This is a genomic window from Bradyrhizobium sp. Ken01, assembly GCF_055807355.1.
Map to the genome: position 1 here is coordinate 98,466 of NZ_JBVVPC010000029.1, position 14,925 is coordinate 113,390.

Annotated in this window: 18 protein-coding genes; 9 read left to right on the top strand and 9 right to left on the bottom strand. The window is 64.6% G+C overall.

Annotation, left to right across the window (positions count from 1 at the left end):
• Positions 1–4 precede the first annotated feature (4 nt).
• The 3 genes from flgG to flgH are packed head-to-tail and all read left to right on the top strand — an operon-like array spanning position 5 to position 2,714.
• Positions 5–793, top strand: coding sequence for a flagellar basal-body rod protein FlgG (flgG, locus tag AC0L3S_RS25485; RefSeq protein WP_007602131.1), 789 nt, complete (start codon positions 5–7; stop codon positions 791–793).
• 10 nt (positions 794–803) lie between these two features.
• Positions 804–1,943 (top strand): flagellar basal body P-ring formation chaperone FlgA, encoded by a 1,140-nt coding sequence (flgA, locus tag AC0L3S_RS25490; RefSeq protein ID WP_473259277.1) that lies wholly within the window; start codon positions 804–806, stop codon positions 1,941–1,943.
• A 3-nt stretch (positions 1,944–1,946) separates the two neighbouring features.
• Positions 1,947–2,714, top strand: a complete 768-nt coding sequence (gene flgH / locus AC0L3S_RS25495) for a flagellar basal body L-ring protein FlgH (protein ID WP_027567596.1) — start codon at positions 1,947–1,949, stop codon at positions 2,712–2,714.
• 293 nt (positions 2,715–3,007) lie between these two features.
• On the opposite strand, the gene AC0L3S_RS25500 is transcribed toward flgH, so the two are convergent.
• Both AC0L3S_RS25500 and AC0L3S_RS25505 read right to left on the bottom strand, forming a co-directional pair.
• Positions 3,008–3,787 (bottom strand): 2-keto-4-pentenoate hydratase, encoded by a 780-nt coding sequence (locus AC0L3S_RS25500; protein WP_473282040.1) that lies wholly within the window; start codon positions 3,785–3,787, stop codon positions 3,008–3,010.
• A gap of 95 nt (positions 3,788–3,882) precedes the next feature.
• Complete coding sequence (locus AC0L3S_RS25505) at positions 3,883–4,911, bottom strand: SDR family oxidoreductase (protein ID WP_473282042.1); 1,029 nt, start codon at positions 4,909–4,911, stop codon at positions 3,883–3,885.
• Positions 4,912–5,006: 95 nt separating this feature from the next.
• Between AC0L3S_RS25505 and AC0L3S_RS25510 the strand changes: the two genes are divergently transcribed.
• The gene (locus AC0L3S_RS25510; protein ID WP_473259285.1) at positions 5,007–5,405 is read left to right on the top strand and encodes a winged helix-turn-helix transcriptional regulator; all 399 of its coding nucleotides are present in this window, start codon (positions 5,007–5,009) and stop codon (positions 5,403–5,405) included.
• Positions 5,406–5,689: 284 nt separating this feature from the next.
• On the opposite strand, the gene dksA is transcribed toward AC0L3S_RS25510, so the two are convergent.
• Positions 5,690–6,055 (bottom strand): RNA polymerase-binding protein DksA, encoded by a 366-nt coding sequence (dksA, locus tag AC0L3S_RS25515; protein WP_008554760.1) that lies wholly within the window; start codon positions 6,053–6,055, stop codon positions 5,690–5,692.
• Positions 6,056–6,270: 215 nt separating this feature from the next.
• A complete protein-coding gene (locus AC0L3S_RS25520) occupies positions 6,271–6,882 on the bottom strand; it encodes an NAD(P)-dependent oxidoreductase (protein ID WP_473259287.1) in 612 nt (203 codons plus the stop codon).
• A 149-nt stretch (positions 6,883–7,031) separates the two neighbouring features.
• Between AC0L3S_RS25520 and AC0L3S_RS25525 the strand changes: the two genes are divergently transcribed.
• Positions 7,032–7,403: a winged helix-turn-helix transcriptional regulator gene (locus tag AC0L3S_RS25525; RefSeq protein ID WP_007602122.1), complete on the top strand. Its 372-nt coding sequence runs from the start codon at positions 7,032–7,034 to the stop codon at positions 7,401–7,403.
• 4 nt (positions 7,404–7,407) lie between these two features.
• On the opposite strand, the gene AC0L3S_RS25530 is transcribed toward AC0L3S_RS25525, so the two are convergent.
• The gene (locus tag AC0L3S_RS25530) at positions 7,408–7,821 is read right to left on the bottom strand and encodes a flagellar assembly protein FliX (protein WP_085349418.1); all 414 of its coding nucleotides are present in this window, start codon (positions 7,819–7,821) and stop codon (positions 7,408–7,410) included.
• Positions 7,822–8,091: 270 nt separating this feature from the next.
• Here AC0L3S_RS25530 and AC0L3S_RS25535 point away from each other — a divergent pair, with 270 nt between their 5' ends.
• The 4 genes from AC0L3S_RS25535 to AC0L3S_RS25550 all read left to right on the top strand — a co-directional run bounded on the left by AC0L3S_RS25535 (position 8,092) and on the right by AC0L3S_RS25550 (position 10,609).
• Positions 8,092–9,216, top strand: coding sequence for a flagellar basal body P-ring protein FlgI (locus AC0L3S_RS25535; protein ID WP_473259289.1), 1,125 nt, complete (start codon positions 8,092–8,094; stop codon positions 9,214–9,216).
• Positions 9,216–9,581: a flagellar assembly peptidoglycan hydrolase FlgJ gene (gene flgJ / locus AC0L3S_RS25540; protein WP_473282044.1), complete on the top strand. Its 366-nt coding sequence runs from the start codon at positions 9,216–9,218 to the stop codon at positions 9,579–9,581. Before AC0L3S_RS25535 ends, flgJ begins: the two co-directional genes overlap by 1 nt.
• A gap of 11 nt (positions 9,582–9,592) precedes the next feature.
• The gene (locus tag AC0L3S_RS25545; protein WP_473259292.1) at positions 9,593–10,090 is read left to right on the top strand and encodes a hypothetical protein; all 498 of its coding nucleotides are present in this window, start codon (positions 9,593–9,595) and stop codon (positions 10,088–10,090) included.
• A gap of 159 nt (positions 10,091–10,249) precedes the next feature.
• On the top strand, positions 10,250–10,609 hold the full coding sequence (locus tag AC0L3S_RS25550) for a hypothetical protein (protein ID WP_473282046.1): 360 nt from the start codon (positions 10,250–10,252) through the stop codon (positions 10,607–10,609).
• Between the two features lie 3 nt (positions 10,610–10,612).
• Here the strand turns inward: AC0L3S_RS25550 and AC0L3S_RS25555 are convergent, their stop codons facing one another.
• The 4 genes from AC0L3S_RS25555 to AC0L3S_RS25570 all read right to left on the bottom strand — a co-directional run.
• Positions 10,613–10,756, bottom strand: a complete 144-nt coding sequence (locus tag AC0L3S_RS25555; protein ID WP_473282048.1) for a hypothetical protein — start codon at positions 10,754–10,756, stop codon at positions 10,613–10,615.
• The gene (flaF, locus tag AC0L3S_RS25560) at positions 10,753–11,121 is read right to left on the bottom strand and encodes a flagellar biosynthesis regulator FlaF (RefSeq protein WP_473259299.1); all 369 of its coding nucleotides are present in this window, start codon (positions 11,119–11,121) and stop codon (positions 10,753–10,755) included. The genes AC0L3S_RS25555 and flaF overlap by 4 nt, the downstream gene beginning before the upstream one ends.
• A 291-nt stretch (positions 11,122–11,412) precedes the next feature.
• Positions 11,413–13,653 carry a DUF1522 domain-containing protein gene (locus AC0L3S_RS25565; protein ID WP_473282050.1) on the bottom strand — a complete coding sequence of 747 codons (2,241 nt, stop codon included), beginning with the start codon at positions 13,651–13,653 and terminating at the stop codon, positions 11,413–11,415.
• Positions 13,654–13,896: 243 nt separating this feature from the next.
• On the bottom strand, positions 13,897–14,925 hold a 1,029-nt coding region (locus tag AC0L3S_RS25570; RefSeq protein WP_473282052.1), incomplete at its 5' end, for a flagellin.

A 14,925-nucleotide genomic window follows, 5' to 3' on the forward strand; every position in this document is an offset into this window, starting at 1 on the left:
TGACATGCAGGCGCTTCACACCGCAGCAACCGGAATGGCGGCACAGGAACTCAACGTTCAGGTGATCTCCAACAACATCGCGAACCTGCGCACCACCGGCTTCAAGAAGCAGACCGCGGCGTTCCAGGACCTGATCTACGAACACGTCCGCCGCGTCGGCGCACAGTCGTCCGACCAGGGCACCATCCTGCCGGTCGGCGTCGATATCGGCGGCGGCGTAAAGACCGTCGGCACGCCGCGCAGCATGACCCAGGGCACGCTGTCGCAGACCGGCAACGACCTCGACATGGCCATCACGGGCGAAGGCTTCTTCAAGATCCTGATGCCCGACGGCAGCTACCAGTACACCCGCGACGGCACCTTCCAGATGGACAATCAGGGGCGCATCGTCACCGCGCAGGGCAACCCGGTGCAACCGACGATCACGATCCCGAACAACGCCTCGGGCCTCACCATCAACGTGCAGGGCCAGGTCTCGGTGACGCTGCCGGGTTCGTCGACCTCGGCCGTCCAGGGCCAGATCGGCCTGACCCGCTTCATCAACAAGGCCGGCCTCCAGCCGGTCGGCAACAATCAGTTCACGGAGACGCCCTCCTCCGGCCCGCCGCAGGACGGTACCGCGAGCTCCGAAGGTTTCGGCAACATCACCCAGAGCAGCCTCGAGCAGGCCAATGTCGACGTCGTCTCGGAAATGAGCGACCTGATCGCCGCCCAGCGCGCCTACGAAATGAACGCCAAGGTGATCAGCGCCGCCGACCAGATGATGCAGTCGACCACGGCGCTGTTCCGCTGAGGTAATGACGATGATCCGCACCACTCTCGCCACGATCTCCGCTCTCCTCGTGCTGGCGCTGCCCGCACGGGCCGCCGACGATTTCATCGCGACGCCGACGCTGCGCGCGAGCATCACCGTGACCTCGGACGTGGTGCGGGTCGGCGATCTCATCGACAATGCCGGCTCGGCCGCGCTGATCCCGGTCTACCGCTCGCCCGATCTCGGCACCACCGGTGCGCTGCCGGTCGCGCAAGTGCTGGCGGTGTTGCGCGCAAAGCAGGTAATCGGCGTGATGACCGGCGACATCAAGGAGGTCCAGGTCACCCGTCTCGCCCGCACGCTCGTGAACAAGGACCTCGAAACCGCGGTCGCCTCGGCGCTCGAGCGCCGCTTCGGACTTGGCGATGCCGCCAACATCACCGTCACGTTCGACCGCGGCATCGCAGACATGCGGTTGGATGCCTCCAACACCGGCGCGCTGCAGCCGGTCGCAACCCGCTACGACGCCCGCAGCGGCCGTTTCGACATCGCCTTCGAGATCAACAAGGACAACGATCCGGCGCCGACCAAGCTGCGTTTCACCGGCAACGCGATCGAGACGGTGGAGGTGGCGGTTCTGACGCGCGATATCGATCGCGTCGATCTCCTGAAGGCGTCCGACGTCGCGATGGAGCGCCGGCCGAAGGCCGAGGTCACCGGTGAAGCCGCCTCGCGCGATCGCACGCTCGGCATGCAGCTCCGCCGGCCGATGCGGGCGGGGACGCCGATCCGCGTCGCTGACATCGTCAAGCCCGACTTCGTGCAGCGCGACCAGAGCGTCACCGTCATTTATCAGGTCCCCGGAATCTACCTCACCACGCGCGGCAAGGCGATCGAGAGCGGCGCCGAGGGCGACACCATCAGCGTGCTCAACCTGCAGACCAAGCGCACGCTGAGCGGCGTCGTCACCGGCCGCGGCCAGGTGACGGTCCAGGGCGCCAGTCAAGCCGCGCCGATGCCGGCCGCGGTCGAACAGACCTCGTCGCTCAAGCGTGAGGAAACGCCCGCCCCGGTTGATACCGCAGCCCTCGTCCGGAACCTGGTCCAGGCCCCGGCATCCCCGGCCCAGATTGCGCAAGCCCAGATCCCGCAAGTTCGCGTCTCGCAAGCTCCAGCCAAGTCAGAGTAAGTCATGTCCAGGTTCAGTTCGGCTTTTCGTCCCCGTCGCATCGCGATCTCTGCCCTGCTGCTGGCGACTTGCGCGCTGGCGAGCGGCTGCTCCTCGATCGACCGTCTGTCGCAGATCGGCGAGCAGCCGAAATTGTCGGCGATCGACAATCCGACGACGCAGCCCGGTTACAAGCCGGTGCAGATGCCGATGCCGAAGCCGGAAGTCGCCTCCTACAATCCGAACTCGCTGTGGCGCAACGGCAGCCGCGCCTTCTTCAAGGACCAGCGCGCCCATCAGGTCGGCGATCTTCTGACGGTGGCCGTGAACATCACCGACAAGGCCAATATCGAAAACGACACCCAACGCAGCCGCACCAACAAGGAAGATTCCGGAATCACCGACTTCATCGGCGCCAAGACATTGGGCGCCCAAGCGCAGAAGGTGTTGCCCGGCCGCATCCTCACCGCCGACTCGACCGCGTCCAGCGAGGGCAAGGGAAGCGTGGACCGCAAGGAAGCGTTGCAGACCAACGTCGCGGCCGTCGTCACCCAGGTCCTGCCCAACGGCAACCTCGTGGTTGAAGGCAAGCAGGAGATCCGCGTCAACTACGAAATCCGCGAGCTCATCGTCGCCGGCATCGTCCGTCCCGAGGACATCCAGAGCGACAACACCATCGATTCCACCAAGATCGCGCAGGCCCGCATCGCATATGGCGGCCGCGGCCAGATCATGGACGTGCAGCAACCGCGCTACGGCCAGCAAGTCATGGACGTGCTGCTGCCCTTCTAAGCCTCTCCCGAGCTCCCACATCGTGTTCGCGAACCTAGGCGCGAACGACGATGTACGACGCGGCCCTCGCTAGCTCCCCTGGCGAGGGCCGCATGTATTTTGGCGATGGCTGCATACAGCGCTCAGGCACGCGCGATTGTAGCGACGCCGCTCCCCCTATCCGCCCTCTCAATTGTCATCGCCCGCGAAGGCGGGCGATCCAGTATTTCGAGACGTCAGTGATGAGCCGAGAAGCCGCGGCATCCTCGATTCCCCGCCCTCGCGGGGAATGACTGCGGGGAGTACCGCGGCGCCTACGTAAACTCCGCCTCCACCGTCCCCAGCCCGTCCAGCTCCATCCGCACCTTGTCGCCGGCTTTCAGCCACAGCGTCTTCACCAGGCTGCCGGTGAGAACGAGCTGTCCCGCGTGAAGACCCTTGCCCTCGGCGGCGAGATGGTTGGCGAGCCAGGCGAGTGCGTTGTAGGGATGGCCGAGCACGTCGGCGCCGGTGCCGTGGCTGACCTCTTCGCCATTGACGATGGCGCGGCCTTTGACGACCTTCAGGTCGGGCACTGACGAGCGCGGCACCACCTCGCCCAGCACGCAGCCGGCGGCGAAGAAATCGTCGGCGATCAACGTCGGCGCCCCCATCGTTTCCCACTTCACATAGCGGTCGTCGACGATCTCGATCGCGGGATGATAGGCCTCGACGGCTTCGCCGACCCATTCGGCCGTGAACGGCGCCTCGCCGGCTGCGAGATTGCGCTTCAGCCGCACCGCGATCTCGCACTCGACGCCGACGCGGACATAGTCGGCAGCCGCGAGCCGGACGCCGCTGTCGTGCACGCCCTTCTGGAACACGCCGCCGCCGCATGGGTGTGGAATGCCGATGTAATCCTGCATCACCTGGCTGGTGCAGCCGATCTTGTAGCCGACAAGCGGGCCCGCATGCGGCAGCAGCAGATCGTGCAGCGCGCGCTGGACCTGATAGCCCTCGGCTTCATCGGCGGGAGGAACTTCGAGCGCCGCGAGCGGCGCATGGTTGCGGCGCGCCAGCGCGATCGCCTTTGCGGCTGCGAGAATTCTGTCCATCGGCGCCGGCTCCCACGCTACGCAATCAGAGGCGGCACTTCAGCATCCCGGCCGGGGCGTGACAAGCGCGGGCCGAAGAACGGCCAAGGGTGCCCTCAGTCCTTGACCAAGCCGAGCCGAATCAGGCTCTCGGCCGTCGCGAGGATCGCTTCATCGTTGGAACGGGCCTGCCAGCCGAGCAGCGACCTCGCCTTGACGCTGGTGGAATGCCTGACCCTTCCGAGCATCGGCACCACGGCGCGCAACAGCGGAATCCGGTTCGCGGCGAGCCGCACCAGCCAGTCCGGAGCCTGGAGCCGAGAAACCCGGCGCGCGGCCGGTCCGAGTTCCTCCCGCAGCAACTTGGCGATGTCGAGGATCGACATCGTCGCGCCGGAGACCGCGATGAAGCGCTCGCCGTTGGCCTCGGGCGCCGTCATCGCCCGCAGGTGCAGCTCGGCGACGTCGCGCACGTCCACCACGCCGAAATAGACCCGCGGCACCGCCGGCATGGCGCCGTCGAGCAGCGATTTGACAATTTCGATCGAGCCGGAGAAATCCGGCCCCAGTACGGGGCCAAAAATGCCGGCGGGGTTGACGACGGACAATTCGAGCCCGCCGCCCTCCCGCGCGACAAAGTCCCAGGCCGCCCGCTCGGCCAATGTCTTGGACTTGACGTAGGGCTGCACATCGGCGCCGTCGAGATTGGTCCAGTCGGACTCGTCGAACGGCTTGTCGCGCGGCGGATGGCCGTAACCGATCGCGCCCAGCGACGAGGTGATGACGACGCGCCTGACGCCGGCCTCCCGTGCGGCACGCAGCACCCGCAGCGTGCCGTCCCGGGCCGGGATAGTCATCTCGTTCTCGTCCGCGGGCACGCTGGTCGACAAAGGCGAAGCGACATGCAGCACGTAGTCGCAGCCCGCAACTGCCTCGCGCCAGCCTTGGTCTGCCGTGAGGTCCGCGGTGAAGAGGGACAGGCTGTCGGGCGAGGCCGCGCCGCCCTCGCACAGCATCGCCCGCACCTCGGCTTTCCGGTCCGGCCGGCGCACCGTCGTCCGAACCTCGTGGCCGTCGGCCAGAAGTTGCAGGACGACATGAATGCCGACGAAGCCGGATCCGCCGGTGACCAGAACGGTGCTCATTGTCAAATTTCCCTTTGCTCGGGACCGGCGAATTGGTTCCGCGCAGGCCCTGCCCAGCGCCGCATCTGGTCACTATCTGCTGCCGAACAAGTAGAATGGATTTCGAGACCGGTATGGAAAACCTGACAAGCATTTGCGAGGGCGACTGCGATTGCAGCCCCGACCCCACCCTGCTCGCCGACTTCAAGCGGACCATCCATGCCCTCGGCGGAAAATGGAAGCTGGAGATCCTGTTCGCGCTGATGAACGGCGCGGTTCGTTTCGGCGCTTTGCGACGATCGATCGGCGGTATCACCCAGCACATGCTGACCGTGCAGCTGCGCGAGCTCGAGCAGGACGGGCTGGTGTCGCGCACCGCCTTCTCGGAGAAGCCGCTGCGGGTCGAGTACGGGCTGACGGATGCGGCTTACGGCCTGCTGCCGGCGTTTAAGGAAATGTTGAGCTGGTCCAGGCTTTATGGGGATGCGCGCCTTGCAGCGTCGCATCAGGCCTGATTGCAGCGAGGCGTGAAGCTGCTGGATCAGTGCCTCAGCATTCGAGTCGATGTCCTTGATGCGACTCGCAAAACCTCCCGCACCTGAAGTGAAGGCTGTTTCTCATCCGAACTCACGTGAGCTCGGAGGAGTTGAGCCTAGCCCATTGATCGCGATTCACTTTTCGAGATTGCGCTCGCGCGCCGAACGCCCGGTTGCAAGCGACAGGCAAAACGCCAATCACGGCGCGAAAAGGCGCGCCTTGCGTTCAAAAAACAAAGAGCCGCATCGCTGCGGCTCGGACTCTATTCGTCGCGATAGACCTTCTCGCGTTTCTCGTGGCGCTCCTGCGCCTCCACCGAGAGCGTCGCGATGGGACGGGCCTCGAGCCGCTTCAACGAGATCGGCTCGCCGGTGTCCTCGCAATAGCCGTAGGTGTTGTCCTCGATACGCTGGAGCGCGGCGTCGATCTTGGCGATCAACTTGCGCTGGCGGTCGCGGGCACGGAGTTCGATGGCGCGGTCGGTTTCGGACGATGCCCGATCGGCGAGATCGGGGTGGTTCACGTTCTCCTCCTGCAGGGCTTGCAGGGTGAGCTTGGACTCTTTGAGGATCTCATCCTTCCAGGCGAGGAGCTTCAAGCGGAAGTACTCCTTCTGCCTGTCGTTCATGAAAGGCTCTTTTTCGGTCGGTCGGTAGTTTTTCAACTTTTCCAAGGGCGGCCTATCTGTCTAAGCAACGACTCGTACGCGGAACGGGGTCCGCTGAGCGGGGCGTTATATAGCGGCCTCCTGTGACAGACAATGTTTCCCTGATCGCCCGACCGGCGCCCCCAAGCCCTTGCACAGGAAGGTTTATCCTGGAGGGCCCGGGGGCGGCCGAAGGCCTAGTAGCCGACCGTGAAACGCCGCCTCTCATGGGCCGGCCGCTCGATCTCGTCGGCGAGCGCGATGGCGTAATCCGCGAAGCTGATCCAGCTCTTCCCGTTCGCATCTGCGAGAAGCTGATCGGTGCCAAGCCGGAACTTGCCGGTGCGCTCCCCCTCGATGAACAGGGCGGACGGCGAAATGAAGGTCCAGTTCAGCTCCTTCTCCTGCCGCAGCAGCTCGAGAAAGGCCGAGCCCGCCTCCGCCTCGGCCTTGTACTGAGCCGGAAAACCGGGAGTTGTCACCAGTTTGACGCCCGGAGCCACCTCCAGGCTGCCGGCTCCACCGACGACGAGGTAGCGACCGACCTTCGAGTCCTTGGCCGCGCCGATCAGCTTGAGCGCGTCGCTGGCCAGGAAGTGCACGGAACTCACGGCGACGTCGTGCCCGGCCCACAGCTTGGCAAGGCCTGGCTGGTCGAGCACGTCCCCCTTGGTGGGGGTGACGTTCGGCAGGGCCGCGATCTTCTCGGGGTTGCGGGCGATGGCCGTGACCGCGTGGCCGCGGCGGGACAGCTCCTTGGTGATCTCCGACCCGGCCCGGCCCGAGGCGCCGGCAACTGCGATTTTCATGGAAGGCTCCTTTGCTTCTGTGGTAACTATGGGTAACTAGATATCGCAAAGAGCGCTGGTGTTAAGAGAGCACTTTGCGCTTACCTGATTACACAGGAGTAACCGGCAGCGGCCGGCAAATCAGCGGAATGGATTGCGAGGACTCGACGATGAAGCCAGACGTCTATGCAGCGAACTGCCCCACGCGACAGATCCTCGACCGCGTCGGCGACAAATGGGCGGTGCTGATCCTGCTGCTGCTGCGCGAGGAGCCGATGCGCTTCAATCAGTTGCGCCGGACGATCGAAGGCATTTCGCAGAAGATGCTGAGCCAGGTTCTCAAGTCGCTCGAGCGCGACGGATTGCTCAAGCGTCACGCGATCGCAACCGTGCCGGTGACCGTGGAATACTCGATCACGCAACTCGGCGTAACGCTCGCCGCCGCCGTCGATCCCCTGCGCGATTGGGCCGAGCAGAATCTGAAAGACGTGCTCGCCGCCCAGCGCCGCTACGATTCGCAGTTGAAGGATGAAGCGGCGTAAGACGCTAGGCCTGCCCGGCCTTGGCGAGCTCGACCTCGACGCGCAGCTCGATCTCGGACAGCACCGAATCCAGGCCGGAATCGCCGGAGGACGATTTCAGGTTCGCCGCAGCGTCACGCAGCCGCATCACGGTCGAGGCGTCGAGCTTGCCGGAGAGAAGCCCCATCTTGAGATCGTCGAGTACGTCGAGCGCGGTCTTTCCGCGCACGACCGAGCGCTTGCGACGTTCGACCGGATCCTCCTCGATGCCTTGCAGCGCGAGCAGCCCGTCGATGTTGGCGGCGGCCTTCGGTGCGGCGGCGCCTCGCGTCTCCGGCGCCGACGAGGTGTCGGGCAACACGAAGGTGCCGGAGCTCGTCCGCCTGGCCTGGCTGGCCGGCGTTCCAAGCGTGGTGCCGTTCGGTCCGTAGATGCGCATCGGAAGCAATCCGGGTGATCGATGCGCCACATTCGCCGTTTTATGGTTAACGGCCCGTAAACAGCCCGGCAAAATCTGCCGACAGGCGGCAGTTTCGCTCCTCAGGGACAACACAGGCTGAGGTCGCTCGAAACAGATTTACTCAACCTATTCAGCTACCTACCCCCACTGCCCCGAGTTGGCACAGCGCTCGCAAGGACAGCGTCGGACCAGCTCGTCATGGGAGTGTCGTGATGGTCCTTTGATTTGAGGAGCCTCGGGGAGCAGAGGATGCCAAGCGTTCGTTGGGTGAGACTTGTGGGGGTGGCCTGCGCCGCGCTGTCAGCGCTGGTGCTCTCGGTCAATTCTGCAAGCGCGACATCGCGCATCAAGGATCTCGCCAACATCGAAGGCGTGCGGCAGAACCAGCTCATCGGCTACGGCCTCGTCGTCGGCCTCAACGGCACCGGCGACACCCTCAACAACATCCCCTTCACCAAGCAGTCGCTGCAAGCGATGCTCGAGCGCATGGGCGTCAACATCCGCGGCGCCACCATCCGCACCGGCAACGTCGCCGCCGTGATGGTGACAGGCAATCTGCCGGCATTCGCCACCCAGGGCACGCGCATGGACGTCACCGTCTCCGCGCTCGGCGACGCCAAGGATCTGCGCGGCGGCACCCTGCTGGTCACGCCCCTGCTCGGCGCCGACGGCAACGTCTATGCGGTCGGACAGGGCTCGCTCGCGATCTCGGGTTTCCAGGCCGAGGGCGAAGCGGCGAAGATCGTCCGCGGCGTTCCGACAGTCGGCCGCATCGTCAACGGCGCCATCATCGAGCGCGAGATCGAGTTCGCGCTCAATCGGCTGCCGAACGTCCGCCTTGCGCTGCGCAATGCCGACTTCACCACGGCCAAGCGAATCGCCGCCGCGATCAACGACTATCTCGGCGTCAAGACCGCCGAGCCGATCGATCCCTCGACCGTGCAGCTTTCGGTCCCGCCGGAGTTCAAGGGCAACGTCGTCGCCTTTCTCACCGAGATCGAGCAGCTCCAGGTCGATCCCGACCTCGCCGCCAAGATCGTCATCGACGAACGCAGTGGCATCATCGTGATGGGCCGCGACGTCCGCGTCGCCACCGTCGCGGTGGCGCAAGGCAACCTCACCGTCACGATCTCCGAGAGCCCGCAGGTCAGCCAGCCCAACCCGCTGTCGCGGGGACGCACCGTGGTCACGCCGCGCACCGGCGTCAGCGTCACCGAGGACGGCAAGAAGTTCGCCGTGGTCAAGGACGGCGTCTCGCTTCAGCAGCTCGTCGACGGCCTCAACGGTCTCGGCATCGGCCCGCGCGATCTCATCAGCATCCTGCAGGCGATCAAGGCCGCCGGTGCGATCGAAGCCGACATCGAGGTGATGTGATGCAGACCGGCATGGTCAACACCGCCCGCGTCGCCAGCTCCGCCTTCTCGGTGGAGAGCCGCAACAGCCGGCCGGACTTCGATCTCGCGGCGGCACTGCAAAAGGTCTCGCCGAAGCAGCAGGCCAAGGCGCAGAAGATCGCCACCGACTTCGAGGCGATGTTCCTCAACAGCATGTTCTCGCAGATGACCTCGGGCCTGAAGGGCGAAGGCCCGTTCGGCGACACGCCTGGCACCGGCGTGTGGCGCTCGATGCTGACCGAGCAATATTCCAAGAACTTCGCCAACGCCGGCGGCGTCGGCATCGCCACCGACGTCTATCGCACCCTGATCATGCAGCAGGCAAAAACGATCCGCACGGCATAAGGTCAAACGAGATGAACCACTTCAACGCCTCGCGTCAGCCGGTGCAAGCGCAGCGCCCGAACACCACACCCGGCAGCGCCGAGGCGCGCAAGATCGCCGAGCAGTTGATGGACGCGATGAGTGCCCTGCTCGGCCTGATCGAGCGCGAGACCGAGCTCGTACGCGCCGGCCAGGTCCGCGAGGCGATGACCCTCGAGAGCAAGAAGCAGGAGCTGTCGCGAAACTATGTCGGCGCCGTCACCCAGTTGAAGGCGAACCAGGCCCAGCTCGCCAAATCCGCGCCCGAGCTGCTCTCGACGCTGCATCGGCACCACGATGCATTCCGCGCGATGCTGCAGGTCAACCTCACCGTCCTCGCAACTGCTCACGCCGTCTCAGAGAGCGTCGTGCGCGGCGTCAACGCCGAGATCCAGAAGCGCAACGTGCCGAACACCTACACGGCCGCGGGACGACGCGCCGCGCCGGGCCCGCGCCACATCACGCCGCTCGCGGTCAGCCGCTCGCTCTGAGCGCGCGCAACAACAAGCGACAATTTTACGAAAAACCGCGCGGCAACATCGTCGCGCGGTTAGGCACGTTTCCTTACCGGATGTTCAATCCCGGTGTTCCATGGTTGCGTATTGAGAGGGGTTGGGATTTGACTCACGTGAGGCAACCAGGAGGCTGCCATGAGTACAGATTTCAGCATCAGGCCGGTGGGGATACCGGTCGCCGTGCAGATCGTAACGACGTCGAATGCGGCGGCGAACGAGGCCGTGCAAACCGATCTGCCCGTGAGCCAGACAGTGGCCGCCGGCGATGCGAGCGCGCCTGCACGCAATGATTTGCGAAGCAGCGAGAACGTCTCACGCCAGGTCGTGTTCGACCAGGCGGCGGCATCGTTCGTTTTCCAGGTCGTCAACGACAGGACCGACGCGGTGGTCAACCAGTTCCCCGACGAAGCAATGCTGCGCCGGCGGGCCTATTTCCATGCGCAGGATTTGAAGTCCGAGCCCTCACGTCCGGCAACCACAGACCGCAGCGCCTGACTATCAGGCGTCGAGCTTCGCAACGGCAACATCGAGATCGCCCGAACCGGTCGCGAGATCGGTGACGACGTTCTTGATCTGCACCTTGCCGCTATCCGTCAACTTGAATTTGGTATTGCCGAGGCGAAACGAGCCGTGCTCGATCACGGACGGCCGGACAGACCAGCGGCGATATTGCGGTTGATCTCGATCAGCGGACGGAAGTGATCGAGCTGCGGGCTCATCTGCAGCGCGGCGGTCTGACTCAGCACGAACACGCTGATATTGGCGATCTTCTGCCGGACGTCGATCGGCTGCGGATTGTTCTCGCGCATGGCCTCGCTCAGGAAAATCGTCCAGAGCTTGCGATTGAACATCAGGGCCTGCGTGGTCTGCTCGCTGAACGGCTCCGCGCTGTTGATCGCATCCTGAAGCTTGTTCGCGGCCTTGAGCAGGGTCTGCGCTTCGATGTCGCGAGGAGATGCGGTGGTCGTTGCAACACGCGCGTAGGCCGAGGCAGCGGAATTCGACATCAATCACACCCTGGAGGTTACCTAGCCCGTTGAACGCGCTTAAGGATTTCTTTCCCAACCCTAGGCAGCACCGCTTAAGATTTGCTTACATGTGTGCTTGGAAGCACTCCGGATTATTACGGGTCTCGGAGTTCTTCGTCATCGTGAAGCTAGACGCGCATGTGCACGCTGTAAACGCGTCACGCGTGGTGCGCGTCCATCTCAGCTAATCCTGCCTTAGCGATCTCCGTAAAATAAACGGCGGAGCGTGAGCCCCGCCGCGAAATCGATGAGCAAGCTTGCGCCGCGAAATTAGCGGAGCAGCTGCAGCACGCTCTGTTGCGACTGGTTGGCCAGCGACAGCGCGGAGACCGCGATCGACTGGCGGGTGGACAGCGCCTGGCTATTCGCCGCTTCCTCGTTGGTGTCGGCCAGCGTCAGGTTGGACGAGCCGGTCTGCAGAACGTTGATCAGGTTCTTGGAGAAGTCCTGACGCACCTGCACGATCGAGAGGTTGGAGCCGAGCGCAGAACCTTCCGAGCGCAGCGTGCTCGAGGCAGCGTTGAGGCTGGCGAGCACCCTGTTGGTGGCGCCGTTGTCGATGAAGTCGATACCGTTGACGAGGTTGCTGAGACCGAGGCCCGCCGCGTTGAAGACCACGCCGTTGATGCCGAGCGTGGAGCTGCCGGTCTCGTTGAAGATCAGCTTCAGCGTATCGCCGTTGAGCAGGTTCACGCCGTTGAAGGACGCATCCTGCGAGGTCGTATCGATCTGCGCCAAAATGTTGTTGAACTGGTTGACCAGGTTTGAGCGCGCGGTCTGCGCGACCGGATCCTGGATCGGCGGCTGGGCGGTCGTGAAAGCGATCACACCCGTGATCGTGCCGGCGACCGCGCCCCCGGCGGTCACTGAGCCTAGCGTCGAGGAGGCATACTCGTTGACGGTGGTGATCGTGAGCACGCCGTTGGCGTCGATCGTCGCGGTCAGATGGTTCGCCTGCAGCTGAGAATTCAGTTGATCGAGCGTCTTGACGGTGCCGTTGGTACCGTCACCAAAGGTCACGTTGACCGGCGTGCCGCCGTTGAACGAGGTAAAGGTCAAGGTCTTGCCCGAGATGCTGCCCGCTCCGGGCGCGCGACCGGCCGTGAAGGCCGTGCCGGTGCCGGTCGGACCGGTCAGCCCGAACGAGGACAGCGCATTGCCGGTTCCCGTGATCGACAGATCGGCCGTGGTGCCGGTGCTGAGCTTGAGCGCGCCGTTGACGACGGTGGACAGCGACGAACCGCTGGCCGCAGCCACGGCGGCGCCGCTGACGATGCCGGCACCCGACGCCAGGTCGATCGCGTTCAGCGAATCCTGAACGCTGGCGCCCTGGAGATAGACGACGGAGTTGCCGTTATTGTCCGTCACGATGTTGCCGATCTTGGTCGACCCCGTCGGAGCGGCAGCAGGGACGGCCGCGTTCTTGAACGAGACCGTCTTGCCGTCGACGTTCAGCGTGGAGCCGTCATGGATGAGCGTGCCCAGCGTCGTGGGGCTCGTCAGACGCGCCTTGCTCACATTGACATTGCCGGAGCCGGTCGCGGTCGTAAGGCCAAGCGCCTTGAGGAAGTCGGCCTTGCCGGTGATGCTGAGGTCCGCGCCCGTGCCGGTGGTGAGGGTGAGCTGGCCGGCGGCGACGGACGCCACGGCGCCCGACGAGAGCGATAACGTCGCAGTGCCACCCGTGATGGCCGCCTTTTGCACGCCGGTCGCAAGATCGATCGCGTCCATCACGTCCTGGACGTTTGCAGCCGGGACTGCGTTTGTCCCGAGGTAAACGGTCGAATTGCCATTGCCGTCGGTAACGACGTTGTTGTTCTTGCCGGAACCGGCGGGAACGCTGGCCACCGCGGGCGCAGCGCCGGCCCGGAACGTGATGGTCTTGCCGTCGACGATCAAGACGTCGCCGTCCGACGGCGCACCGTTCGCCGCAATGGTGGTGCCGCTCGGCGCGCCCAGCAGCGTCAGGCCCACGGCCAGGCTCGCTATCGTGCCAGCACCGTCGGGAGCGGCATTGCCGGTCAGGGCTTGCGAAACGCCGCCGAGCGTGGTCGCGCCAGTGATCGGAGTCGTACCGCCGGCAGTACCGTTGGTGACGACATTGCCGGTTGCGGTTGCGTAGGTGTAGCTCGTGGTGCCGCGCAGATCCGCCGGCGTCGCGCCGGGAATCGTGGTCGTGATGTTCGACTTGGTGGAATAGCCGACCGTAGTCTGCAGCGCCTGGTTGGCGATCGACTTGGCGCTGTCGATCAGCTTTTGCAGCGAGGTGATGCCGGTATTAGCCGCCTGCAGCACCTGCACACCGTTGTTGATGCCGTCGAGCAGGTTGCTGATGTCGCTCGCCCGATTGTCCAGCCCCTGTGCGGTGAAGAAGTTGGTGGGGTTGTCGAGCGCCGTGTTGACCTTCTTGCCGGTCGAGAGGCGCTGCTGCGTCGTGGCCAGCAGGTCGGCCGTCGACTGCAGTGACAACAGGTTCTGGCGAACGGACGCCGAGAGAACGATGTTGGACATTGGCTGGTCTTCCTCTTGAACCGGGTACGAATCGGGGCTCGCCGATCTGGAAAGCGGGCTTTTGTCCACTTTTAGGGTCTGTCCTTTAAAGTATGGTTAACGACGGTTTAAGAGATACGGTTAATGCCGAGTTAGCGCCCCCTTCCCGGCCCCGGCTGCATGTCTGCACGGTCACCGCACACGCAAAAATGCGGCGGAGCCAAGGCCCCGCCGCCGTATTTATCTTGTGATTTCAGCTACTTATTAACGGAGCAGCTGGAGCACGCTCTGCTGTGAGGTGTTGGCCAGCGACAGCGCGGAGACCGCGATCGACTGGCGGGTCGACAGCGCCTGGCTGTTGGCCGCTTCCTCGTTGGTGTCGGCCAGCGTCAGGTTGGACGAACCGGTCTGGAGCACGTTGATCAGGTTCTTGTTGAAGTCCTGACGCACCTGCACCACCGACAGGTTCGAACCGAGGGTCGAGGCTTGCGAGCGCAGCGTGCTCGATGCCGCGTTGAGGCTGGTGAGCACCCGGTTGGTCGCCGCGTTATCGATGAAGTCGGTGCCCCGCACCAGCGAGGCCAGACCCAGACCCTTCGAGTTGAAGGTCACGCCGGTGATGCTCAGGCTCGACTTCGCGGTCTCGTCGAACACCAGCTTGAGTTGGTCGCCATTCAGCAGGTTGACGCCGTTGAAGGACGAGTCGACCGAGGTCGTGTCGATCTGCGACAGGATGTTGTTGTACTGGGACACCAGGTTGGAACGGGTGGCCTGGGCAACGGCATCGACCGTCGGCGTGGTCGCGTTGGTCCAGGTCAGGGCCGTCGTGATCGTGCCGCCGATTCCGCCGCCGGCGACAGCCGATCCAATCGTCGAAGATGCGTAGTCGTTGATCGCGGAGACCGTGAGCAGGCCGTTGGCATCGATCGTGGCGGCCAGGTTGTTGGCCTGAAGCGCCGTGTTGAGCTGATCGAGCGTCTTGACCGTGCCGCCGGTGCCGTCGCCGAAGGTGACGTTGACCGCCGTGCCGCCGTTGAAGGAGGCGAAGGTCAAGGTCTTGCCCGAGACACCGCCGGCCGACGCCGAGCGGCTCGCCGAGAAGGCGGTGCCGGTGCCGGTCGAGCCGGTGAGACCGAGTGCCGACAGCGCATTGCCCGACCCGGTGATCGACAGATCCGCGTTCGCGCCGGTCGAGATGTTGAGCGCGCCGGCCACAATCGACGAGTTCTTGGCTCCGCTGGTGGTCTGCAAGGCACCGGAGGCGCCGGCAGTCTTGACGGTCTGCACCCCGGT